The following is a 24,733-nucleotide window of genomic DNA, read 5'->3' as shown; positions in this document are numbered from 1 at the left end:
ATTTTTGGTTTATATGGCGCATATGCTACAATACAACATAGGATTAGTGCAATTACTTCTTCTTATAACATAAGCAAGCAGAAAAGGTGAGTCTGATCGCTATCCAAGCACGCCACTTTGCCCTTGATCGTGATTCGCTTTATTTACTGGCACAATCTCCTACCGTGCAGTTTATTTATTGGCAGCTTTCCTCCAGTAAGCAGATGCTCCTTCAGGAGCATTACGAGAAAGACTGGCGCTCATTATCTCCAACACTACGGTTTCACGAAGTCGATTCACCTCCTAGCACGTCTAACAGCAAGCTGCAGCCCCTCGCGAATCGGGTCTCAGAGCTTATGCTTCCCCCTGGAGATTCCTGTTTTCTCAGCGGGCTAGCCTCCGGCCAATCGTATATGGCAACATTAGGTATCCGGAATGAGCAGGGATCTTTCCTTCCGCTTCTACATTCCAATATCATTCAAATCCCAGCGCTAAGCCTGCCTGTCGATCATCACTCAGCCGCGTCTGATCATCCGTTCATTTACCAGCTAACATCTGTTCTTTTACCGCAAGTAACGCCCGATGAACATGTGTATTTCTCGGCCTATTCGGTGTATGTCCCGAAGAACACTTACCTTGTAGATATGGAACCTGGAGGCGATACTGATTGAGCACTAACGTACAAGGCTATGTTGCTTTGCTCTTGCATGCCCATATCCCTTATGTTCGCCACAACAGTTCTGAAATCACGCTAGAAGAACGCTGGTTCTTCGAAGCGGTTGTCGATACGTATCTGCCGCTCATCGACATGATGGAAAAGCTCATGGAAGATGAGGTGCCGTTCCGCTTTACCTTATCCTTGTCTCCACCCCTGCTTGCTATGCTAGAGGATTCTCGCATGCATCTGCGCCTCCGCAAGCACCTCTCCTCGCTTTGCGAGTTGGGCCAGCGAGAAGTCATTCGCCTATGGGGCGATGAAGCCTTCGGCCCCTTGGCTAAGCTGTACGCGGATCGGTATCACCGGCTCAAGCTCTTATACGATCGCCTACACGGTGATCTCATTGCCAAATTCCGCAGCCTTAGCTCCACAGGCTGCTTAGAATTAATTACTTGCGCAGCGACACATGCGTTCCTCCCCTTGGTTAAGAACGATAGCACTCTGCGTGCGCAGCTCGAGGCGGCGGTACAGGAATTCCGCCGGCACTTCGGGGTGGCTCCAGCAGGTATCTGGCTGCCTGAATGCGGCTACACGCCTGCGCTTGAGCCACACTTGCAAGCATTGGGTCTACGCTATTTCATCGTAGACACGCATGCACACACCTTAGCACGTCGCGATGCTGACAATGACATAGGCAAAGACATCGCGGGCCTACCGCTGCGCACGTCAGGCGGCGCCTGTGCATTCGCCAGGGACCCCGAAGCCGGCGCCCAGGTCTGGAGCGCCGAGGCTGGGTACCCCGGCGACCCCGACTATCGCGAATATTATCGCGATATCGGGCATGACCTCGGCCGCGAAGGCGGCGCCGAGTGGGCTTACTTGAAGCCCTACGTGCTGCCGGACGGCGCACGCATTAATACGGGCTTCAAGTACTACAGCGTCACCGGCGATGGTGACGCCAAAGTGCCCTACGACCCGGCGCGGGCCGCTCAGAAAGCTCAGCTCCATGCTGAGCATTTCATCGCTAGCCGGGTGGCGCAGGTGCGCCGCCTCGCGGAGCGGCGCACGGCTAGAGGCACAGGCGGTGCATCTGCGCCTGAAGAGCCCTACATCATCGTATGCCCGTACGATGCCGAACTGCTTGGGCACTGGTGGTACGAAGGCCACCAGTGGCTCGAAGCCGTGCTGCGCGGCTTTGCCGCGCGCAGCGATGACAGCGTAGTCGTGCAGACGACTACGCTTGGCGGCTACGCCGCCGCCCATGCGCCGACCACCGTAGCTGCGCTACCGGTGTCGAGTTGGGGCCGCGGCGGCTATGCCGAGGTCTGGCTGCAGCCGCGCAGCCAGTGGGTTACGCCGCGGCTGCACGCGGCGGAGGACCGTATGGTGCTGGCTGCGCAGCAGCACCAGGATCCCGCAGCGCTTAGCAGCTTGCAGCTGCGGGCGCTGAATCAAGCCGCGCGGGAGCTGATGCTCGCGCAGAGCAGCGATTGGACGTTTATTTTGGACGCGGATACGGTCACGTCTTATGCGACGAAGCGCATCGAAACGCATTTATCCCAATTTCATAATCTAATGAATACATTAGACAAGAGCGGATCTGACAAAGAGCTGGCTGCACTGGTTCATGCACTCGAGCGGAAGAGCCCTTTCTTACCAGAGCTTCATTATCGACTTTTTCAACCATCTGCCTCTAAATATACACTGCTACGCGCATCAACTTTAGTAGATACCGTCATACCTATAAACGAAGTTGCCGTTACTTCGAACCAAGGGGCTAATCAACAGAACCAGCCCTCCAAACTGCGCATTCTCATGCTAGCTTGGGAATATCCACCGCATGTGATTGGCGGTCTGGCAAGAGCCGTTTGCGATCTATCCAGAGGACTTGCTGCTGACGGACATTCCGTTCATGTCATTACCTGTCAGTCCCTAGGTTGTCTTCCCTATGAAGTTACCGAGGGAGTTCACATTCATCGTGCAGAAGTACTCCCAACAACAGATTCCCTACACTTCCTAGATCGCGTCTTTCAAATGAATTTGGCGTTAACAGAACTCATGTTGAACCTCATACAGCAGGGCATCGTGTTCGATCTCGTGCATGCACATGACTGGCTAGTGTACTACACAGCACATATTGCCAAACATCAAGCGCATCTCCCGCTTCTAGCCACGATTCACGCAACAGAAACAGGGCGCAATCTTGGGAAGCTCGAGTCACCGCTACAGAAGCGGATTCATACCCTAGAAGGTAAATTAACAGAAACAGCCGACCATCTCATCGTTTGCAGTCATGCCATGGGGCAAGAAATCAAGGCGCTCTTTCATATTCCTATTCACCAAATAACGGTAATTCCAAACAGTGTTTCTCCCTTGCACAAGCCCGAGTCCCCCCTCTTTACTTTGAATTCATTGCTTGCTGACACTATTTCCCCTGGCGGGAAACCACAGCGCATTCTTGCCTTTCTAGGCCGTCTTGTGTATGAAAAAGGGGTACACACACTACTCGCCGCGATGCCGCAAGTACTCACCCAATACCCAGACGCCAAACTCGTCATTGCGGGAGTCGGCCCTGAGCAAGATCGGTTAAAAGAACTCGCGCATAGCCTTGGAGATCGGGTAATCTTCGCTGGCTTTCTAGGCGAAGCTGACAAAAGCTTACTTTTACAAACGGCAGAGATCTGTATCTTCCCAAGCCTCTACGAACCCTTTGGATTAGTCGCATTAGAAGCAATGGCAAGCGGGACACCGCTTATCGTTTCAGATACTGGAGGCCTTGCTGAGATTGTCAGCCACGGAGTGAACGGATGTACTTGTCCTCCAGGGGATGCTGAAGCGTTAGCCGCGCAAATTATTCAACTATTGGAACAACCTCAGTATGCGTCTAAACTTGCTGCGAACGCCTTACGCACGGTTCATAGCGAATATAACTGGAAGAAAGTTGGCTCTATGACAACGCATGTTTACGATGCGGTAATTTCCAATCTGAAATCGTCTTCCAATCACTCTCCGCTTCAAAAGGAAATTATCAAATAATTTGGTAATCCACACCAAATGAAAGCGTGACCAGTAAGAATTTTCAGAATTTTTTCAAAGAAACATTGATTCCTTTGTCAGAATTAGGTAACCTAGTTGCAAGACTTGTGCTCCATCGTTCAGTCCTCGTGGCCTGATCTGAATGCGCGATCAAACAAAAGAGTGGGGAAGTGATTGTATTGCCAAGACATCTGGTCATCGGAAATGGAAAATTCCTTATTAACCTCGATCAGCATTCCTACATGCGAGATCTGTACTATCCTTTCGTAGGCCAGCTTAACCATATTGGCGGCTATCAGTGCCGTGTTGGTGTATGGGTAGATGGCGACTTCGCTTGGCTGAATGCCCCTGAGTGGCAATTCAAGCTTGCGTATGTGGAGGATTCTCTCGTCACAGAAGTGACAGCTACACATCCCGGCCTCGGTGTTACTCTGCTTATGAATGACGGTGTTCACCAGCGTGAGGATATTTATTTGAAACGAATTCATATCACCAATCACACGAATACGGTTCGTGAAGTGCGTATGTTCTTCAACCAAGACTTGCTCATTAATGAGACTGAGGTTGGTGATACAGCCGCTTACTACCCTTCTACGAATACCGTTTTTCATTATAAGAAAGATCGTTACTTTATGTTTAACGGAAGTACTGGCACGGAGGGGATTTTTCAGTATTCTACCGGTGTCAAAAGGTTCTATAACGCCGAAGGCACATGGCGCGATGCGGAAGATGGTCATCTGATGGGCAATGCCATTGCCCAAGGGTCCGTCGATAGTACGATCTCTTTCCGATTGTTCGTCCCACCGAATGGCAACCAGACGCTCTACTACTGGATGGGCGCAGGCAAGAACTTGGAGGAAGTGAAGAAGCTCGACTCCTACGTCAAAGACAGCCACCCAGGCAAGCTGCTTGACCGTGTAACGGTATATTGGCAGCGTTGGGCGAACAAAATCGATCGCGACTACTACGATCTCACACCTGAAGTACAACGTCTATTCAAACAAAGCTTGCTGCTTGTCCGTACGCAAACCGATGTGAACGGAGCTATTATTGCAGCGAATGACTCTGACATCATGCAGAGCAACCGAGATCATTACAGCTACATGTGGCCGCGCGATGGCGCATTAATCGCTTATTCCATGTCTATGGCGGGCTACCAAGGCATGATTATTCCGTTCTTTAACTTCTGTGCGAACGTGCTGTCGCCAGAAGGTTACTTGCATCACAAATACAATCCTGATGGAACCGTAGGCTCCAGTTGGCATCCTTATATTCATTCCGGACGCGTTCAGCTTCCGATTCAGGAAGATGAAACGGCTCTTGTCTTGTATGCCCTCTGGCAAGATTTCCAGAAAAATGGAAGTCTCGAGTTTGCTCAGTCTCTCTATCGCAATCTCATTCGCAGAGCGGCAAGATTTATGTCCACTTACATCGATCAAGAACTAAATCTTCCGAAGCCAAGTTACGATCTATGGGAAGAACGCTACGGGATCTATACCTTCACGGCATCTGCTGTATACGGGGGATTAATCGCTGCTTCAAACTTCAGCAACTTGTTTGGCGATGAAGAGCGCAGCAATCGCTACAAGCATACCGCGGAGAAAATTAAATCCGGTATCCTCAAACATTTGTGGGATGAAGGTGAACAACGATTCGTTCGCGGTTTGTACATGGAAGATGGCCAATGGGTGAAGGATATGACGCTCGAAAGCTCCGTGTACGGTATTTTTGAGTTTGGCGTACTGCCTGCTGACGATCCACGTGTAGTAAGCACGATGCTAGCTAACAAAGAAGGTCTCACGATCAAAACCGAAGTCGGTGGCTCCGCCCGTTATCATCATGATTATTACTTCCAACGCTCCACCGATATTGAGAAAGTGCCGGGCAATCCTTGGATCATTTGTACCCTGTGGATCGCAGAATGGGAAATTGAATATGCCAAGACAGTTGAAGACCTTGAGGCTCCGCGCCGAACTCTCGAATGGGTCGTCAAACATGCCATGGAAAGCGGCGTCTTATCCGAGCAATTGGATCCGTTCTCCGGTGAGCCGGTGTCTGTTGCTCCACTCACTTGGTCCCATGCGACTTATGTACTAACTGTGGTCAAATACCTGAACAAATACAAACAGCTATTAGGGAAGTAAACGATTGTAAACGGAGGACAGGAGTAAAATCTTGTCCTCCTTTCACATTCGACCATAGGGGGATATGGTTTTGGGGAATTTAAATTTTTATATCTTATGTATCATCATTCTGTATTTGCTTTATGTTATGGTATCCCGCACTCGGAAGAAAATGAAAATGAAGAAATCAGACCTTCCGCAGCTTGGAAAGTCTCGTAGAAAAAGAGCTGTTGCAGGTGATTCAAGTAACTGGTATGACACAGCTGTCTATGACCATAACCCTGGGCGTGGTCACCACAACCATCACCACAGCAGCCACGGGGATGACCATTGCGGTGATTCCAGCGACGCTAGTGATTCCGGGGATTCGGGAGGGGATTCTGGAGGAGACTCGGACTAGCCCCTTTCTTTCCAACCGAATCAGCCCGTTATTTTATTAAGGAGGTTGTGTATGGGAACTATTATCACTATTGTCATAATCGCAATTGTCGTTCTGTTTCTTTTTTCTGCTTTCTCCCACGAGTCTAAGAGCAGGCAACAGCGAAGACGCCGACATGACAACCATGACGCCAGCTATAATAGCTTTGCTAGTGACTCCTCTCCGTATGAGGATCATCGTCCTCATGGTAGTCATGGACATCACGGTGGTCATAGTGACCACGGGCACTCCCATGACAGCGGCGGAAATAGTGGTGGTGGAGATTCTGGCGGTGGCGGCGATGGTGGCGGCGGTGGCGGGGACTAAGTCATTTCTACTCGAAACAACCAGCCTTTATCATAGGGCGACTCATACAACAGCATAGTGGTGCGCTCTACCAACATATTCACAGCTACCACCTTCCCTGTCACAGGAGAAAGTAAGTCAAATTCATCAACAGCCGTTTCGATAGTGCTCATGAAGGCCCCTTTCGCTAACTCGGTCCCCTTCTCTGGCAGCTCTATGAATAGAATCATGCTCCATTTCTCTAACGCATCCTCTGTAAACCCAACTATAGCTTCGTTGCCTTCTTTACGTATCCAAAATAAATTTTCTGTCGTTATGCTATCCATACTCGGACCTCCTTAACAAGAAAGACCCCTCCGCCCGCATTCGCATGCTAACCGAGGGGCCTTTCTATGTAAGTATACCTTATTTAACAACCAAGTTTTTGTCGCCTGGTTTCCAGTTCATTGGGCACAATCCGCCGGATTGAAGCGCTTGAAGCACACGAAGTGTTTCTTCTACGCTGCGGCCTACATCGTTGTGGTTAACAACTTCGTATTTCAATTCGCCTTCTGGATCGATGATGAATAGACCGCGAAGTGCGATACCTTCTTCTTCGATTAGAACGCCATAGTCACGTGCAACGGATTTCGTAATGTCAGCAGCAAGTGGGAATGCCAATTTGCCAAGACCGTTGTCATTAACTGGAGTATTGATCCACGCTTTGTGCGTATGGATGCTGTCGATGGAAACACCAAGAATCTCAGTATCCAAAGCTTTGAATTGATCAGCAGCATAGCTAAGTGCTGTGATTTCAGTCGGACATACGAATGTGAAGTCTAATGGGTAGAAGAAAAGAACTAACCATTTTCCTTTGTAATCGGACAAAGATGCTTTACCGAATGCTGTACCGTCACCTGTAGCTGTCTCCATTGTAAAATCAGGAGCTTGTTTACCAACTAAACGCTCTGCCATGGGTATAATTCCTCCTCAAAATCTATCTAAATTTCTATATTATCCGTATAAAATGGTATCATTCCCCTACCTGAAAGTCAATAATTAGATCATATACTAGATAATAATTATTTTAATCCATGGAGGGCAACTACTGATGCACTTGTTCACGCCTCTGCTTACGTTTTTAGATAAAATGCTCCCACTCACTGATGAACAGAAAAACCGTTTCACAAGCTTACTTACCCCCATATCATTCGACAAAGGCGACCATTTACTGCGCTCGGGTGAGCAGATGTCCTATTTATATTTCAGCTTATCCGGCTGCTTTCGCATGTATTATAGTACCTATGACGGTAAAGAACGTATCAAATCCTTCTGTTCGACCCATGAATTCATCACTTCCTATAGTTCACTGCTGACGAACAGTCCTTCCCAATTTTCTATTCAAACGCTACAGCCCGCTACACTGCTTCGTATCTTTTACCCTGATTTCATGGCATTAACAGCCGAAGACCCGACCTGGGAACGTTTGGCAAGGCGAATGTCAGAAGGTTTGTATTTGAAAAAGGAAAGACGCGAAATGCAACTGCTAACTCTTTCTGCAGAGGATCGGTATCGCTGCTTTTTGGAGGAATTTGGCACTTTGGAAAATGAGATTCCCCAATACTATATCGCCTCGTATCTAGGCATTACGCCCGTTGCTCTAAGCCGGATTCGTGCAAAGTGGCGAAATACACAAGCATACTCATAATTTTGGCAATTAACCTAGGTTAATGAAATTCATAGCCATTCCTTTTATGCTGATTGATATCACCTTCGAAAGGATGTCGTTCAGATGAAACTAACTGGTCATTGTATCCTCATTACAGGGGGTTCTGCCGGTATTGGCCTTTCGCTCGCCAAGTCGCTTGTCGAGAAAGGCAATACAGTAATTATTGCGAGCAGTAACATCCATCGCTTACATCAAGCCGTGCAGGCTTGTCCCGCGCTAATTGCGTATCCGTGTGATTTGCATAATCCTGATGACATTAATGAATTCGCTCGGACAATGGTGCAGGCACACCCAGACCTAGATATCCTCATTAACAATGCCGGGATCCAATTCAACTATGATTTCCTCCAAGAAACGGATGTACGGAACAAAATCAACCGTGAAATCCAGATCAATCTGACAGCTACGATTCAGTTATGCAGCCATTTCTTGCAACATTTTATCACAAAGCCTAATGCGGCTATCGTCAATGTGTCCTCTGGACTCGGGCTCGTTCCCAAGAAATCAGCTCCCGTGTATTGTGCGACCAAAGCGGCCGTACATCTCTTCACCAAGAGCTTGCGCTATCAATTGGAAACAACAAATATTAAGGTATTTGAAATCATTCCTCCACTTGTAAGCACTGAGATGACCGCAGGTCGGGGCAAAGGGAAAATTTCGCCTGATCAGCTCGCTTCCGAATTCATACAAGGTTTCGAAAGGGACCATTATGAAATACTCATTGGCAAAACCAAGCTGCTTCGCCTTCTCCAACGAATCTCCCCATCGCTTGCGGATAAGCTTCTAAAGAATGGCTAAACGATTCCTACCTCCTCCTGATATGAAAAAAGCTCGCAATCCCGAAGCTTAACGGCTTCGAAAATGCGAGCTTATTGGTATAATTATTTGCGCATTGCGTCAACAATCAATTGACCCATTGCCAGCGTACCGATAGCTGTGCTCTTATCTACTGCGATGTCGCCTGTACGGTGACCAGCATCCAAGACTTCTTTCACTGCGCGCTCAATGGAATCCGCAGCTTCGTGGTAACCGAAAGTCAAACGGAACATCAAAGCAACGGAAAGAATTGTTGCGATTGGGTTGGAGATACCTTGACCTGCGATATCAGGCGCAGAACCGTGTACCGGCTCGTACAAGCCGAATGCACCTTCGCCAAGGGAAGCGGATGCTAGCATCCCGATGGAGCCAGTCAGCATCGCTGCTTCGTCGCTCAAGATGTCACCGAACATGTTCTCCGTTACGATAACGTCGAAGGAAGACGGACGGCGAAGCAATTGCATCGCACAGTTATCAACCAATACGTGCTCAAGCTCAACATCTGGGTAGTCAGCCGATACACGGATAACTACTTCACGCCATAGGCGGGATGTTTCAAGTACGTTCGCTTTATCAACAGAAGCAAGCTTCTTGCGACGTGTGCGTGCGATGTCGAACGCTTGACGCGCGATACGCTCGATTTCTTTTTCGCTGTAAGCACATGTATCAACCGCTTCTTGACCATTAGCTGTTTCACGACGGAATTTCTCACCGAAGTAAATACCGCCAGTCAACTCACGAACAACAATCAAATCAGTGCCTTCAAGCACTTCCGGTTTCAATGTGGAAGCTTCTTTCAAACAGTCGAAGATGAACGCAGGACGGATGTTCGAGAACAAGCCAAGCGCTTTACGAATACCTAGAAGACCTGTTTCTGGGCGAAGCTCTTTGGAGTTGTTGTCCCATTTCGGACCACCAACTGCTCCAAGAAGAACAGCATCAGCGGATTGACAAACTTTCAATGTCTCTTCTGGAAGTGGTGTACCTTTCTCATCGATCGCAATACCACCGAAAAGCGCATGTTCAGTTTCAAATTGATATCCGAATAATTCTTCGGTACGTTTCAATACTTTTTCTGCTTCAGCAACAACTTCTGGACCAATACCGTCCCCAGCGATTACCGCGATTTTTTTTACATCAGCCATGACAATCATTCACTCCTTATTGTAGCAAACCTAGTTTGTTAGCATTCCTATCGTTATATCCTGTTCTCATTGTACCATAAGATAGCACGCTACTTTAGATATAAAAGCTATTGCTTTGATAGTTTATTCCTATAACCATGCATGAAAAACTTTCCGTTGTCCATTTCATTATTTATGATCGCTATCTCCAGCCGTCAACAACGGTTCATACATCATAATCGCATGGTTATCCTTCACCCATTCATCCCTTACAAGCTGCCCTTCTCGATTCCTTACCCTGCGGTGAATTTCATTATGCCGGACATATCCACCCCAGTACTCTCGTGTGATTTTGTGGTTCTTCTCGTACATTTCGTAGCTATGAAGGGTGGGCGTAAGTGCACGCCATTCCCCTACCAAATGGGTATCCGAAACATAGATCACCAGCTGATATACGTCTTGTGTCTCGTTCCGAATTTGCAAATCCAAGTAATTATAATAGCACGTTGCTCCACTCCCAAAAGGTTGAGTCCTCCCCACATCTGGAAATACATCGTAGCTGTGACGATACCTTTCTGTTACCGTAAGCGGCGTATGCAGCGTCATCCAATAGATTAAATTCGAAAGCTGACATAAACCACCGCCAACTCCCGTCTTCACCATTCCGTGAAAAAGCACCATGCCATCGACATATCCCTTCCTACGGGTTGTACGTCCAATTAAGCGCCAATAGGAAAACGTCTCGCCAGGCCGGATCATCACGCCATTCAACTGCTTGGCAGCGAGCTTCAAGTTAATGATTTTGTTATGTTGAAGCCACATATCCACGTCCTTCAATTGCCGTAACAGAGGAGTTCGGTGCGTAAAAGCGAGGTGAGGGAGCATCTCACTCTGTTTATGGGACGCATACTTTTGGCCATCAAAAAACCAAGCTACATATCGTTTCAAACGATACGCCTTGATCCCTAGATATATCCTTGCGCGACTGCGGTGGATCGGTTTTAAAGGTTTACTCATCCTCTGAACGTCCCCTTTCTCACATTCTCCCCCCATCTTAATTTCAAGATAATCCCAAGTCAATTGCTCAAACCTGCCTTGCATTCCAATTTGTCGGTTACTTGATCATTTCCTTACACCTATGGTAAAATGCTAAAAAATGGTAGTGAAGTACACGCCGCTTCTTTCGTTCAGCATTTGCTGACGTGAGAGAGCGGCTTTTTTATTATCAGAAAAAGGGGCGAGATGGCGTTTGTCAGTATTCGATAAGTCTTATGAGGCATTCATGAAGGAGCACACGAGGAAACGTAAAGGTGAACGATTGCGGAGATTACTCGAAGGGCATGGTCATGCCGAGCGTTTATTTTTGAAACAAGTATGGTGGAGAGCATTAGGCGACTTTTTGTATTTACATCCCGAGTTTGAAATCAAAGATTTCCGTGACGGTACTCGTTTTATCGATTTTGCCTACATTCGACAAGGGCTGAAGCTCGCTATCGAAATTGATGGGTACAGCACGCACGCTAGTCAAATTAGCCGTACACAATTCTCAGATGCACTCATCCGCCAAAATCATCTGATGATCGATGGATGGAAAGTTTTGCGTTTTTCCTATGATGATGTGAAAAATCACCCACGTATGTGCGAACAGATGATTCTGCAATTTATTGGGAAATATTTCAGCGACCAGCATGGGGGACAGGAACACATTGCGGAGTTAAGTATCATTGAACAAACAATTTGTCGACTAGCACTCTCCCATGAAAAAGCGATCTCTCCTCGATATGTATCTGAATATTTTCAATTCGGGATTAAGAAATCGAGGAACATTCTCCATGAGATGATGGAGAAAGAACTGCTTCTCTCTGCAGGCGTGGGGCAGCAGCGAATCCGATACTATCGGCTGCATCCGGCTGTTGCGGCGGGGATGGTGAAGTGAGCGGCGGCGGCGGGGAGGCGCCAGGTCCAGCCAGTTAACGCCCATTTGGGGCGTTAACTCTCAAGCTCTTGCTCGGCGACGACGTCGCGCGATTAGTTAAGGCCCTTTCGGGCCTTAACTGCGCTCTCGGCGTCAGCTCCGCCCAGTTAACGCCCATTTGGAGCGTTAACTCTCAAGCTCTTGCCAGGCGACGACGTCGCGCGATCAGTTAAGGCCCCTTTCGGGCCTTAACTGCGCTCTCGGCGCCAGCTCCACCCAGTTAACGCCCATTTGGGCCGTTAACTCTCAAGCTCTTGCCAGGCGACGACGCAGCGCGACTCGTTAAGGACCCTTTCGGGCCTTAACTGCGCCCTCGGCGCCAGCTCCACCCAGTTAACGCCCTTTTCGGGCGTTAACTCTCCCTCTCCTGCCCGGCGACGTCACAGCCAGCCCTACAAAAAAACACCCAAAGCCAACGGCCCTGGGTGCTCCTTCTCTTATTTAAGCGTTTTGCAAATACGATTCCATAGCTTTGGCAAGCTTTTTCATACCTTGAACGGTCGTTTCTTTATCCGTATGCGTGTAGTTCAAGCGCATCGTGTTGTACTGCGGATTCTCCGCGTAGAACGTAGCGCCGGGTACAAAGGCAACGCCTTCTTGCACAGCGATTTTCAACAGTTCCGCTGCGTTAATTTGCTCAGGAAGCTCGACCCAAATGAACATACCGCCTTTGGGCTCTTCCCATTTCAGACCCGGCCAGTTCAGCTCTGAGAGCAGCCCTGACATGAACTTCATCCGATCCATATACTGTTCACGGATGAGGGAAATATGAGCGTCTAGATCAAAGTGCTCAAGCAAGTGATACAGTGTTTGCTGATCGATCGTGCTCGAGTGCAGATCCGCGGATTGCTTGAAGCGTGCAACCTGACGAATGATCGACTCGTCACCCATAATCCAACCTGTACGGAATGCAGGTGCAACGGTTTTGGAGAAAGTGCTCGTATACACGACGTTGCCGCCCTCAGCTTTACCGCCAAGCGAGTAGATCGTCGGATAGCTTTCGCTTTCGTTAAACTGGATTTCCCCATACGGGTCATCTTCCAGAATGAGTACATCAGCGCCGCGGCAAATATCCAGCAAGCCCTGACGGCGCTCCAAACTCCATGCACGACCCGCAGGGTTCGAGAACGTCGGAATGACATAGACCATTTTCGGATTATGCTGCGCGATTTTGGCTGCCAAATCCTCAAGAATCATGCCGTCGTTATCGCTGTCAACGGAAACGATTTTGGCCCCTTTGGCTTGATACACTTGGATCGCTGCCAAATAGGTAGGACGTTCGACGAGAATGACATCGCCTTCATCAATGTAGACACGTGTCAAAAGATCGATCGCTTGCTGCGAACCTGTCGTGAGCAACATCTCATCCGGCGTAACGATCATGTTCTTCGCCGCCATCCGTTTACATAAGGATTCGCGCAATGGCTTGTAGCCTTCTGTTAGCCCATATTGCAACGCAGACTTACCGCCGCCAATAACTCTTGTGAACGCTTCACTAACTGCGTCTAATGGAAAAAACTCTTCAGCAGGCAGTCCGCCAGCAAAAGAAATAATCGAGCTTCCTTGTGTCAGCTTAAGAATTTCTCTTACTGCTGACGATGAGAAGCCTTCCAACGATTTAGAAAATCGATATTTCATATAGGGACGCATCCTTTCGCATTTGTAGAAAGCACCCCTCCTCGAATCGTGGAGGTGAGGTGCTTATCCGGGTTGCCATGAAGGCTAAGAGATTATATTAACGTAACGTTGCTTCTGTTGCTTGTTGGGTTTTTGCGCTTATCGATCAGTCTGTTCACAGCGTCTAGGTAAGCCTTCGCGCTTGCTTCCAGAATATCCGTCGAAATACCGCGACCTTGTACGGAAATGGTATCTTGCTTCAGTACAACGTGAACTTCACCAAGCGCATCTTTTCCGTGTGATACGGATTTGATGGAATAGTCATCCAACTCCACGTTTTCCTTCGTCGCTTTATCAATCGCGTTGTAAATCGCATCAACAGAACCGTTACCTACCGCACTTTCAGCCACTTCGCTGCCATCTTGGAAGCGAACATGAACTGTTGCCGTTGGTGTCATTTGGTTGCCGTAAGTGACTTGAAGCGTGCCAAGGGAGAAAATTTCCGGTGTTTCGATCAATTTTTCTTCGATCAGAGCACGAATATCCTCGTCTTCTACTTGCTTCTTGCGATCCGCCAAATCCTTGAACTTCGCGAAAGCCACGTTCACTTGCTCGTCACCGAGCTCGTATCCAAGATCAATGAGCTTCTCACGGAACGCATGGCGTCCGGAGTGTTTGCCCATCACGAGCTTACTTTCCTTCACGCCAATCGTTTCAGGAGACATAATCTCGTAGGTTGTTTTCTCTTTGAGCATACCATCCTGATGGATGCCGGACTCATGCGCGAAGGCGTTAGCGCCAACAATCGCCTTGTTGCCAGGTACCACCATGCCAGTCAGCTTGCTGACTAGACGGCTGGTGCGGTAGATCTCGTTCAACACAAGCGAAGTCTTCGCTTGGTAGAAGTCTTGGCGTGTTTCCAGCGCCATGACGACTTCCTCGATCGAGGTGTTCCCTGCTCGCTCGCCAATCCCATTGATCGTGCCTTCGATTTGATCGGCACCGTTCAGAACAGCCGCGAGCGCGTTCGCAGTCGCCATGCCTAAGTCGTCATGGCAATGCGCACTCAATTGAATTTTCTCAATGCCAGGTACTGTCTCCTTCAGCATTTTGAAAATATTACCGTAATCATACGGTGTCATATAACCGACTGTATCTGGAATATTCACGACAGAAGCGCCAGCACGAATCGCCATGCTTGTTACTTCAGCGATGAAGTCCAGCTCCGTACGTCCTGCATCCTCGAGTGAGAACTCGATTTTGCTGAAATACTTCTTCGCATATTTAATCGCCGCCTCAGCCGTTTCCAACACCTGATGCTTCTCCATCCGCAATTTGTGCTGACGGTGAATCGGTGAAGTTGCAAGGAAGAGATGGATGCATGGATCTTGTGCACCTTGAAGGGCTTCACGAACAGCCTCGATATCCTGCTCACGAGAACGAGACAAGCCGATAACCGAAGCATTCTTAATCGCTCTAGCGACCGCATTCACACCAGCCAAGTCCCCTGGAGATGCCGCAGGAAAACCAGCCTCCATACGATCCACACCAAGCTTCTCAAGCTGCAAGGCGATCTCAACCTTCTCCTGTGTATTCAAGTTCACACCTGGTGATTGCTCACCATCACGAAGGGTTGTATCAAAAATGTAAATTTTACGCACCATGTCACCTCCTAAAAGTTTTCATAGAAAACTTACTTCGTAAGCTTTGTACTGTATTTTTTCCAAGTCGTTATAGTATTCACAGGGAGTAATTGGGAAATTCTCCTCAATCACTCCCTGTGGAATGTACTGCTATAAAATTCAAGAATGCCGTATTATTTTTTGATCCAGTGCATCATTTCACGCAATTGTCCACCAACAACCTCGATTGGGTGTTGAGCTTCGTTACGACGCGTAGCGTTCATGAATGCGAAGTTGGATTGGTTTTCCAAGATGAAGTCGCGAGCGAATTTACCTTGTTGGATGTCGGAAAGAACTTCTTTCATCGCTTTTTTCGTTTCAGCTGTGATGATACGAGGACCTGTTACATAGTCACCGTACTCAGCTGTGTTGGAGATGGAACTACGCATGGAAGCAAGTCCACCTTCATACATCATATCAACGATCAATTTCAATTCGTGCAAGCACTCGAAGTAAGCCATTTCTGGGGCATAGCCCGCTTCAACCAATGTTTCGAAACCAGCTTTAACCAGTTCAGAAGCACCGCCACAAAGAACCGCTTGCTCACCGAACAAGTCTGTTTCTGTTTCTTCTTTGAACGAAGTTTCGATAACGCCTGCACGCGTACAGCCGATACCTTTTGCATAAGCAAGACCGATTGCTTTTGCATTGCCAGTCGCATCTTTCTCGATTGCGATTAGACCAGGTACACCAAAGCCTTCAACGTACGTACGACGTACCATGTGACCAGGGGATTTAGGAGCTACCAAGAATACATCTGTACCTTCAGGAGCAATGATTTGTCCGAAATGGATGTTAAATCCGTGGGAGAACATAATTGCTGCGCCTTTTTTCATGTTCGGTTGAATGGACTCTTTGTATACGCGAGCTTGTGTTTCATCCGGCATTAGAATTTGGATAACATCAGCACGACGTGCTGCTTCTTCTACGGAAACAACTTCGAAACCATCGTTTTTAGCTGCGTTCCATGAACGGCCTTCACGAAGTCCGATAATAACGTTCAACCCGCTGTCACGCAAGTTTTGTGCTTGTGCGTGCCCTTGGGAACCATAACCAACAACCGCAATCGTTTTACCTTTAAGTACCGCTAAGTCTGCATCTTTTTCATAGTAAGTAGTAACTGCCATTCGAATAAATCCTCCTTTGATATGATGAATCCGTTTTGTCTACCCCTTGAGTGGGTGTTTCAACGATTTACCGTGGTACTTCGCTGAAACCCCCACTCAAGAGGAGCTTATTGCTGGTCGAGCATTGGATATTTCCTTAAAAAATTTATTTCACCGAACCGCGAATCATCGCAGTAACGCCCGTACGGGAAAGCTCACGAATGCCATAAGGACGAAGCAATTCGACCATAGCATCTATTTTATCTGAATCTCCGACAACTTGCACGATTAATGAAGCTGGGCCAATATCAACGACCGCTGCGCGGAACGTTTCAACGATGCCTAGAATTTCTGGACGCATGATTGGTTCAGCATTAACTTTAATAAGTGCGAGTTCTCTAGCTACCATTGGGTTGGAGCTCAGATCTACGACCTTGATGACATCAATCAACTTGTACAATTGTTTGGAGATTTGCTCCAACGTATTGTCATCACCCGTGGTTACGATAACCATCCGGGAAAGTCCGTTTTCTTCGGACTCTCCTACGGTGATGCTTTCAATGTTAAAGCCGCGGCGTCCAAACAAACCAGAAACACGTTGCAGGACACCAGGCTGATTGTTTACGAGTACGGAAACTGTATGTTTAGTTGTCATTCCGAATCCCCCATTAACATGTCACTAATTGTATCGCCGGCTTTAACCATTGGGAACACGTTCTCGCCCTTCGGTACGACGAATTCAATAACGACAGGCCCCGGTGTGTCGAGGGCTTCCTGCCATGCTTTTCTCGCTTCATCCTTCGTCGTTGCGCGAAGGCCTTTCACGCCGTAAGCTTCTGCAAGCTTAACGAAGTCCGGGCTTCCTGCCAAGTCAATGTGACTATAGCGATTGTCATAAATAATCTCTTGCCATTGGCGAACCATCCCCAGCACTTGGTTGTTAATAATAACAACTTTAACTGGAATGTTGTGGATCGCACAGATCGCAAGTTCTTGCGCACACATCTGAACGCCGCCGTCTCCATTAATGGAAACAACCAGTTTATCCGGATTACCCATTTGAGCGCCGATCGCGGATGGGAATCCGAAGCCCATCGTGCCAAGTCCGCCCGAAGTAACGAGGGAACGCGGGTTTTTGAACTTATAGAACTGCGCGGCCCACATTTGATGTTGACCTACGTCCGTTGTAATGATCGCTTCACCTTTGGTCGTTTCGCTGATCATCTCAACAACGAATTGCGGCTTAAGTTCTGTTTCGGTTTCCCCATATTTAAGCGGGAACTTCTCTTTGTTTTCTTGCAGTTCAGCGATCCACGCTGCGTCATTCGCAGGCTTCGCTTTCGTATTCGCATACTCGAGAACAGCTTTTACGTCACCAACGCATGGAATATCGGTTTTCACGTTCTTGCCGATTTCCGCTGGATCTACGTCAATGTGCGCAATCACTTTCACTTTTGGAGCAAAACCATTCAAATTCATCGTCACGCGATCATCAAATCGGGAACCGATGGAGATGAGGAGATCTGCATTTTGGATCGCTGTATTTGCGGTATACGTTCCGTGCATCCCTGGCATACCGAGCCAAAGCTCGTGTGCACTTGGGAAGCCGCTTAATCCGAGCAACGTCGTTGCTACTGGAATCCGCGTTTTATTAACAAATTCAATCAATTCCTTGGAAGCATCCGCATAAACTACGCCGCCCCCTGCAATGATCACTGGACGCTCAGCCTCTTCGATGGCTTTGATCAGCTTATCAACTTGCAGCTTATTCGGTTGTACCGTAGGGTTGTAACCACGAATGCTTACATCCTTCGCAGGTTTAAATATGGTTTTATGAGCGGAGACATCCTTTGGTATGTCAATGAGAACCGGCCCTTTACGACCTGAGTTCGCAATATGGAAAGCTTCATGAATGATACGCGGCAGGTCATTAACGTCTCTTACCAAGTAGCTATGCTTCGTAATCGGCATTGTAATACCTGTAATGTCTGCCTCTTGGAAAGCATCCGTTCCGATAAAGCTCGTTGCTACGTTACCTGTAATAACGACTAGAGGAACAGAATCCATATATGCTGTAGCAATACCTGTGACTAAATTCGTAGCCCCCGGTCCGGAAGTTGCGATACATACGCCAACTTTGCCAGTTGAACGAGCGTAGCCGTCAGCTGCATGAATAGCGCCTTGCTCATGTCTAGTCAACAAGTGATTGAAATCATCAAAACCGTGCATCGCATCATAGATGTACAATACAGCGCCGCCTGGATATCCAAAGACGCAGTCCACACCCTCCAGCAATAAGCTTCTTAGCAAAATCTCGGAACCTGTAATCAGGTCTGGCTGCGTCAGCTTTTCAATTAGTTCTTCTTTAGAGCGTTTTGGTTCAGTTTGAACATTCATTGTGATCCTCCTCTCGAAAAGTCAATTCGTGTTATTGTCAAACAATCCATGAAAATAAGAAAAACCCCTTTCATCCCAGACACGCACTACGCGTGTTCAACGGGACGAAAGGGGTTTAAGCTTCCGTGGTACCACCCAAATTTGCTATATGCCTCACAGCACATAACCTTAGCAGGAACGTTCATGATCGAACATTACCCTCAGCACGATAACGTGTGCTCTTCCGGTTCTCCCTACTACGTGCAGGCAATCCGCATGTTTCAGGAAAACAGCTCCGAGGTGACTTCGTACGTAAGGGATTAAGGCGATGGTTTCAGCAAGTCCAACGCTCTCTGCGCATAAGTGCCCTTATTACTTCTTCCTCTTCATAGCGATTCATTCGTATGCTTCACCATATCAAATATGATTAAAGATTATTATATGCATCCCAAAGCCAATAGTCAATAGGTAGATCGAATAAAACAATGGAAAGTGAGAGAAGATAATACCAATTCTATGGAAAGTTCTGAGGAGGCCAACGATGAAGACGTCTCTGCAAGTCCCTTTCCCCATGACGACATCGCTGCAGGATAACGTCAAATGGCTTCAAGATCGATTAGGCAAAAGCTCAGATGTGTACTATCGACAACTAGAAATCGGCGTATATCCAGAAACGAATAGCGTTGCTTTATTTTACATCGACGGACTTGTCCAAAATGATATCCTGAATGAACACGTAACAAAACCGCTTCTTAGCGCTCATGAGAATGCCTCCTATTGGCAGCAGGATATCTGCTTCCATGATTTGTTGTGCCAGGCGATCACCATCAGTGAACTAACCTTGAGTAAGGAAGGAACGGCTGTCCTCGCTGCCCTTCTAGGGGGCAATACCATCCTGATTGCAGATGGCTATGACGAAGTGATCATCGCTGGTACTTCAGGATGGGACAAGAGAGCCATTGAAGAACCGCAAACACAAACCGTAGTCCGTGGTCCCAAAGAAAGCTTTACGGAAGATATTCGCACGAACACCTCTTTAATTCGGAGAAAAATTAGATCCCCTGATCTTCGATTCATCTCCATGTGCATTGGTCGTTATACCCAAACAGAGGTCATCATTTGTTACTTGGAAGGCATTGCTGATGAAAGGGTCATCCTTGAAGCGACATCGCGGTTAGAACGAATTGATACGGACAGTATTCTAGAAAGCGGATTTATCGAGGAATATATCGAGGATGTTACCTACTCCCCTTTTCCTACGATCATGAATTCTGAACGTCCGGATGCGGTGGCCGCAGGTATCCTCGAAGGTCAGATTGCGATCCTGGTCGATGGCACGCCTTTTGTTTTACAAGCGCCCGTTACTTTTTTTAGCTTTTTAAAATCGAGTGAGGATTACTATCAACGCTTTGATATCGCAACGTTCATTCGGGGCATTCGCTATATCTCCTTTATCGTCTCGATGCTGCTTCCGTCGCTCTATATCGCGATCACGACATTTCATCAAGAAATGCTGCCGACGACCTTGCTCATCTCCCTGGCCGCACAGCGTGAAGGCGTACCTTTCCCAGCCTTGCTTGAAGCGCTGCTCATGGAAGTCACCTTCGAAGTGCTTCGTGAAGCAGGCGTGCGCATGCCCAGGGTAATCGGGTCCGCCATTTCCATAGTAGGAGCGCTTGTACTTGGCCAAGCCTCTGTGCAAGCTGGGTTAGTTTCTGCTGCCATGGTTATCATCGTATCCTTTACAGCGATTTCGAACTTCGTCACTCCAGCACTGAATATGGCTGTTGCCGCCCGATTAATTCGTTTCGGGTTAATGCTGTTGGCGGGCTCCTTTGGATTATTCGGCATCTTGACTGGTTGCATGGCCATCTTAATTCATTTGGCTTCGCTGCGTTCCTTCGGTGTTCCTTATTTGACACCTGTGGCACCTCTCACCGTAAGCTCATTCAAAGATACCTTGTTACGGGTTCCGCGTTGGATAGTCGGCTTACGTCCGTTTACTCGCTCGAATACAACGAGAGCTAAGCCCTATGACAAACCTTCTCCGCCTAGAAAAGATCGCTTCTAAGACATGCTCTCGGAGGATATCGACTTGAATCAGAAGTACAACCGCTACATACCATGTCTGATCCTCAGTTTATGCTGTCTGCTGCTAACAGGCTGTTGGGATCGGAAAGAACTGAACCAGCTTGCGATTACCTCCGCGACCGCCATCGATTGGGACGGAAAGGTGTGGACTGTGTCTTACCAGGTAGTTATCCCACAATCCATCGCTAATCCGAACACGGGGGGAAGCCCTGGGCAGCAAGCACCTGTCATGGTCTTCTCTACAAGCGGCAGTTCGATCCGAGGAGCTGTCCAGCAATCGAGCTTGGAGATGCCAAGATCGCTTTTTTTTGCTCATAATCGTGTGATCGTGATTGGAGAAAAAGCCGCTAAAGAAGGCATAGCCCAGCTCTTAGATGTCTATTTGCGCAATTCAGATTCACGGGAAACTGTTGGTTTATTGATTACGAGCGGTGAAGGACGAAAGATTCTCGAGCAAATTGTCCCCCTAGAGAAAGTACCAGGCGCCGCCATCAAAAACATGATCCAGAACGAGGATATGAATGGCTCGAATTTTAAGCAAGTTTCCGTGTATCAATTGATGATGGGAATAGCTAGTGATGCCCCCTACACGATCGTGCCCGAAATTGTCATCTCCGGAGAAGGCGAGAACAATACGATTGCCACCCTCAAAAAAACGTTCTTCAGCAATAAGCTTAGGTTAGGTAGAAGTGCTGTTTTCAAAAAGGATAAACTAGCCGGATGGTTTACTCCCCATGAAGAATATGGAATCAGTTGGATTCGAAATACAATCAAACGGACAACTTTATTTTTCGGCTGTACACCAGGCAGTTTGGACGTCAAAGCAGCGCTGCGAGTCGATCGCAGTACTAGCAAAATGAAGCCAATTCATACTAGCGATGGGCGCTTGATTATGCATGTCGACGTAGATACCGTAGGCACCATTAATGAAAATGCCTGCTCGAATGATCTTACACAACCTAAAGACCTGCATGCTTTTGAGCAAGTAGCAGGTGCCGAAATCACACGCCTTATGACGGAGTCTTTCCACGCAGCAGTGAAAAAAGATCTAGATGTCTTTCATTTTGCAGACACCATTCATAAGCATGACCCTGCGTATTGGAAACAGATAAAACCGAATTGGGATGAGCACTTTGCCAATCTGCAATTCGAATCTCACGTCAAGGTGAAAATCGAAAGGATCGGCATGAGCGGCAAATCCTTCACGGAATTGACCAAAGATTCAGCTGAGTAATCCATTATAAGAGGAGGAACCGAGAGACATGGAAGATCGCATTACGAACTATCAACTCGTTGTTATGATCATCCTATTCGAAATCGGGAGCACCCCGCTATTCTCACTAGGAGGCGGTGCGAAGCAGGATTCTTGGCTTGCCATGCTGGCAGCGGCTCTAGCCGGATTCATTTTATTGCTCATGTTTGTAACCTTACAACGACGAGTCCCTGAGCAGGACTTAATCGGACTCCTTCGGATCTGTTTTGGCAAAATCGCCGGCAGCGTCCTCGGAGTTCTCTTTGCGATCTATTTTGCCTATGAGTCCATGAGAAACGTCCGTGATTTCGGGGAAATCTCGAATTTAACCCTACTGAATACCACACCGAAATACATTACCATGCTCATCATCCTATTATTAGCTTCTTATGCCATCTTGATGGGAGTCGATACCTTATTTCGGGTGACAGAAGCACTGCTTCCGGTCGTCGCGATCAGTTACGGCTTACTTATTTTCCTCATAAGTATTGCTGATTTAATTCACGTCGATAATTTGCTGCCTATCCTAGAGAATGGCTTTAAACCTATCCTTCTTGCAGCTTTTCCGGACATGGTCTCTTTCCCTTTCGGACAAACCATTATTTTCTTCATGATTTGGCATATGCTGCCTGAGCAGAAAAAGGTAAAAAAACTGAGTCTTACGGCATACACCATCGTCTCTTTCTTCTTAATCATAATGAATAGCATCAACATTACCGTACTCGGTACTACATTGGCCGCTAACAGCACGCTTCCCTTCCTGCAAACTGTCCAGCTTATTGAGGTTGGCGATATCTTCGAGCGGCTAGATGTTCTCGTCACGTTACTGCTCTTTCTAGGCTTATTCGTCAAAATGACAACCTTTTTCTGGGGAGCTGTTTATGCTTTCGCTCATATTTTCCCTTCCTTGCGAAAAGCCACCTGGCTCGTTATAGTGGGCAGCCTAATCTTTGCCTCTTCATTTCTTGAACCTAACTACTCGGTACACGTTTGGCTAGGGCTTAAGTTTAGTGTGAAGCTATACCCACTATTTCAAGTGGTCATCCCCCTCTTCATGTTCATCGTGATACGATTTCGGAAACTCCCGGCTCCTCAAGTCTCATCCGACATCTGAGTTCAAGTGGTACGGCCATTCTACTTGATATGAAAAAAGAGCCTGCCCCCTAATGGGGACAAGCTCTTACGTGCATCGCTTACGCGTTTACTTTCGCTTTTGCAGCTGTTGCCAAATCGTTGAACGCTTTGGAATCATTCACAGCTAGGTCAGCCAAGATTTTACGGTTAACTTCGATACCAGCCAATTTAAGGCCGTGCATCAATTTGCTGTAGCTCAAGCCGTTTTGACGAGCGCCTGCATTGATACGAGTAATCCAAAGTCTACGGAAGTTACGTTTTGTTTGACGACGGTCACGGTATGCATATACCAATGACTTCATTACTTGCTCTTTAGCTGTTTTAAATAAACGGTGTTTAGAACCGAAATAACCTTTTGCTAATTTCAAAATTTTCTTACGACGGTGAGCGCGAATAAATCCGCCCTTGACTCTTGCCATTGTGAACTACCTCCTGGGATATATAAATGATGTTCCGTGTTTAAGCTGAGTAACGATTAACCTTTGATAAGGGACAATTGTTGTTGCAGACGACGTACATCGCCAGGAGCCATTACTGGGTTCGTGGACAATACGCGTTTTTGCTTGGATGATTTACCAGAAAGCAAGTGGTTCTTACCTTGTTTGTATCTCATCACTTTGCCTGTGCCAGTGATTTTGAAACGGCCTTTCAGGCTGCTGTGTGTTTTCATTTTCGGCATGTTGTTGTTCCTCCTAATTTAGTATACTCGCCTAAGTTGTCGCTTTTGGCGTTAAGATCATGATCATGCTTCTTCCCTCAAGCTTAGGAGCACGCTCCTGTGAGGAGATTTCAGCAGTTTCTGTAGCAAGCCGCTCAAGCACTTTGCGACCAATCTCCGAGTGCGCAATTTCACGACCACGGAAACGAACGCTAGCTTTGACTTTATCGCCTTCACCAAGAAACTTAACTGCGTTGCGAAGCTTCGTTTGGAAGTCATGTTCATCAATCGTCGCACTCAGGCGAATTTCTTTGATATCCACAATCTTCTGATTCTTACGCGCTTCTTTTTCTTTCTTCTGTGTTTCATAACGGAACTTGCCGTAATCCATAATGCGGCAGACAGGCGGCTTCGCCGTCGGTGCAACGTTTACTAAATCAAGGTTCGCGTCAAGTGCAATTTGAAGAGCTTCGCGTATTGGTGTGATACCAAGTTGTTCTCCATCCGCCCCGATAAGGCGTACTTCCTTCACACGAATCTCGTCATTAATCATATGGTCTTTGCTAATCGTGTTCCACCTCCATAAAGTATGTATCTCTCTTCCAAATATAAAAAAGATGCGGGCACAGTGGGCCCACATCTTCATCAATAACAGGTTTAAGACAAACCTATTG

Annotated in this window: 23 protein-coding genes and 1 other annotated feature (1 of these 24 only partly in view); of the genes, 11 read left to right on the top strand and 12 right to left on the bottom strand. The window is 47.5% G+C overall.

Translation table 11 applies throughout. The annotated features are described in order from the left end of the window. Positions 1-86: 86 nt before the first annotated feature. The 5 genes from AC58PV_RS17810 (at position 87) to AC58PV_RS17790 (ending at position 6,541) form a co-directional block, all read left to right on the top strand. Positions 87-650 (top strand): DUF4912 domain-containing protein, encoded by a 564-nt coding sequence (locus tag AC58PV_RS17810; protein ID WP_497433567.1) that lies wholly within the window; start codon positions 87-89, stop codon positions 648-650. Continuing rightward, complete coding sequence (locus tag AC58PV_RS17805) at positions 647-3,673, top strand: 1,4-alpha-glucan branching protein domain-containing protein (RefSeq protein ID WP_497433566.1); 3,027 nt, start codon at positions 647-649, stop codon at positions 3,671-3,673. The genes AC58PV_RS17810 and AC58PV_RS17805 overlap by 4 nt, the downstream gene beginning before the upstream one ends. Positions 3,674-3,852: 179 nt before the next feature. Further along, positions 3,853-5,817: a glycoside hydrolase family 15 protein gene (locus tag AC58PV_RS17800; protein ID WP_497433564.1), complete on the top strand. Its 1,965-nt coding sequence runs from the start codon at positions 3,853-3,855 to the stop codon at positions 5,815-5,817. A gap of 70 nt (positions 5,818-5,887) precedes the next feature. Next, complete coding sequence (locus AC58PV_RS17795; RefSeq protein ID WP_497433562.1) at positions 5,888-6,196, top strand: hypothetical protein; 309 nt, start codon at positions 5,888-5,890, stop codon at positions 6,194-6,196. Positions 6,197-6,247: 51 nt separating this feature from the next. Further along, a complete protein-coding gene (locus AC58PV_RS17790) occupies positions 6,248-6,541 on the top strand; it encodes a hypothetical protein (protein WP_497433561.1) in 294 nt (97 codons plus the stop codon). Here the strand turns inward: AC58PV_RS17790 and AC58PV_RS17785 are convergent. Further along, entirely contained in the window at positions 6,538-6,846 is a 309-nt protein-coding gene (locus tag AC58PV_RS17785; RefSeq protein WP_497433560.1) for a glycine cleavage system protein H, read from the bottom strand. The two genes, AC58PV_RS17790 and AC58PV_RS17785, sit on opposite strands and share 4 nt — an antisense overlap. Positions 6,847-6,925: 79 nt before the next feature. Beyond that, positions 6,926-7,474, bottom strand: coding sequence for a peroxiredoxin (locus tag AC58PV_RS17780; protein ID WP_028554012.1), 549 nt, complete (start codon positions 7,472-7,474; stop codon positions 6,926-6,928). Between the two features lie 136 nt (positions 7,475-7,610). Here AC58PV_RS17780 and AC58PV_RS17775 point away from each other — a divergent pair, with 136 nt between their 5' ends. Together AC58PV_RS17775 and AC58PV_RS17770 are read left to right on the top strand one after the other, a co-directional pair. Next, on the top strand, positions 7,611-8,207 hold the full coding sequence (locus tag AC58PV_RS17775) for a Crp/Fnr family transcriptional regulator (RefSeq protein ID WP_497433559.1): 597 nt from the start codon (positions 7,611-7,613) through the stop codon (positions 8,205-8,207). Positions 8,208-8,291: 84 nt separating this feature from the next. Then, positions 8,292-9,026 carry an SDR family oxidoreductase gene (locus AC58PV_RS17770; RefSeq protein WP_497433557.1) on the top strand — a complete coding sequence of 245 codons (735 nt, stop codon included), beginning with the start codon at positions 8,292-8,294 and terminating at the stop codon, positions 9,024-9,026. Positions 9,027-9,109: 83 nt separating this feature from the next. Here the strand turns inward: AC58PV_RS17770 and leuB are convergent, their stop codons facing one another. Together leuB and AC58PV_RS17760 are read right to left on the bottom strand one after the other, a co-directional pair. Then, positions 9,110-10,189: a 3-isopropylmalate dehydrogenase gene (leuB, locus tag AC58PV_RS17765; RefSeq protein ID WP_497433556.1), complete on the bottom strand. Its 1,080-nt coding sequence runs from the start codon at positions 10,187-10,189 to the stop codon at positions 9,110-9,112. Positions 10,190-10,357: 168 nt separating this feature from the next. Beyond that, the gene (locus AC58PV_RS17760) at positions 10,358-11,185 is read right to left on the bottom strand and encodes a VanW family protein (RefSeq protein ID WP_497433555.1); all 828 of its coding nucleotides are present in this window, start codon (positions 11,183-11,185) and stop codon (positions 10,358-10,360) included. Between the two features lie 232 nt (positions 11,186-11,417). On the opposite strand from AC58PV_RS17760, the gene AC58PV_RS17755 reads away from it, so the two are divergent. Beyond that, positions 11,418-12,104, top strand: a complete 687-nt coding sequence (locus tag AC58PV_RS17755; RefSeq protein WP_497433554.1) for a DUF559 domain-containing protein — start codon at positions 11,418-11,420, stop codon at positions 12,102-12,104. Positions 12,105-12,584: 480 nt separating this feature from the next. On the opposite strand, the gene AC58PV_RS17750 is transcribed toward AC58PV_RS17755, so the two are convergent. The 5 genes from AC58PV_RS17750 to ilvB form a co-directional block, all read right to left on the bottom strand. Next, positions 12,585-13,781: an aminotransferase-like domain-containing protein gene (locus tag AC58PV_RS17750; RefSeq protein WP_497433553.1), complete on the bottom strand. Its 1,197-nt coding sequence runs from the start codon at positions 13,779-13,781 to the stop codon at positions 12,585-12,587. 92 nt (positions 13,782-13,873) lie between these two features. After that, on the bottom strand, positions 13,874-15,421 hold the full coding sequence (locus AC58PV_RS17745) for a 2-isopropylmalate synthase (RefSeq protein WP_497433738.1): 1,548 nt from the start codon (positions 15,419-15,421) through the stop codon (positions 13,874-13,876). A gap of 155 nt (positions 15,422-15,576) precedes the next feature. Then, on the bottom strand, positions 15,577-16,569 hold the full coding sequence (gene ilvC / locus AC58PV_RS17740; RefSeq protein WP_497433551.1) for a ketol-acid reductoisomerase: 993 nt from the start codon (positions 16,567-16,569) through the stop codon (positions 15,577-15,579). 145 nt (positions 16,570-16,714) lie between these two features. After that, positions 16,715-17,203 (bottom strand): acetolactate synthase small subunit, encoded by a 489-nt coding sequence (gene ilvN / locus AC58PV_RS17735; protein WP_056609108.1) that lies wholly within the window; start codon positions 17,201-17,203, stop codon positions 16,715-16,717. After that, positions 17,200-18,945 carry a biosynthetic-type acetolactate synthase large subunit gene (ilvB, locus tag AC58PV_RS17730; protein ID WP_497433550.1) on the bottom strand — a complete coding sequence of 582 codons (1,746 nt, stop codon included), beginning with the start codon at positions 18,943-18,945 and terminating at the stop codon, positions 17,200-17,202. Before ilvB ends, ilvN begins: the two co-directional genes overlap by 4 nt. A 520-nt stretch (positions 18,946-19,465) precedes the next feature. Between ilvB and AC58PV_RS17725 the strand changes: the two genes are divergently transcribed. Genes AC58PV_RS17725 through AC58PV_RS17715 form a run of 3 tightly spaced genes read left to right on the top strand, consistent with a single transcriptional unit; the run spans position 19,466 to position 23,381 of the window. Continuing rightward, a complete protein-coding gene (locus tag AC58PV_RS17725) occupies positions 19,466-20,995 on the top strand; it encodes a spore germination protein (RefSeq protein ID WP_497433549.1) in 1,530 nt (509 codons plus the stop codon). Positions 20,996-21,019: 24 nt separating this feature from the next. After that, entirely contained in the window at positions 21,020-22,249 is a 1,230-nt protein-coding gene (locus AC58PV_RS17720) for a Ger(x)C family spore germination protein (protein ID WP_497433547.1), read from the top strand. 28 nt (positions 22,250-22,277) lie between these two features. Next, positions 22,278-23,381, top strand: coding sequence for a GerAB/ArcD/ProY family transporter (locus AC58PV_RS17715; protein WP_497433546.1), 1,104 nt, complete (start codon positions 22,278-22,280; stop codon positions 23,379-23,381). Between the two features lie 79 nt (positions 23,382-23,460). Here the strand turns inward: AC58PV_RS17715 and rplT are convergent, their stop codons facing one another. Genes rplT through infC form a run of 3 tightly spaced genes read right to left on the bottom strand, consistent with a single transcriptional unit; the run spans position 23,461 to position 24,612 of the window. Continuing rightward, positions 23,461-23,820, bottom strand: coding sequence for a 50S ribosomal protein L20 (gene rplT / locus AC58PV_RS17710; protein ID WP_028553998.1), 360 nt, complete (start codon positions 23,818-23,820; stop codon positions 23,461-23,463). A 56-nt stretch (positions 23,821-23,876) separates the two neighbouring features. Further along, positions 23,877-24,080, bottom strand: coding sequence for a 50S ribosomal protein L35 (rpmI, locus tag AC58PV_RS17705; protein WP_068666422.1), 204 nt, complete (start codon positions 24,078-24,080; stop codon positions 23,877-23,879). 31 nt (positions 24,081-24,111) lie between these two features. After that, a complete protein-coding gene (gene infC, locus AC58PV_RS17700) occupies positions 24,112-24,612 on the bottom strand; it encodes a translation initiation factor IF-3 (RefSeq protein ID WP_056609101.1) in 501 nt (166 codons plus the stop codon). A 52-nt stretch (positions 24,613-24,664) separates the two neighbouring features. Beyond that, positions 24,665-24,733: a sequence feature (ribosomal protein L20 leader region), on the bottom strand (it continues 76 nt past the right edge of the window).

This window comes from Paenibacillus sp. J22FR83 (genome assembly GCF_059691955.1).
The sequence above is the reverse complement of the archived record's forward strand: the minus strand, read 5'-3'. Positions and strand labels throughout refer to the sequence as shown.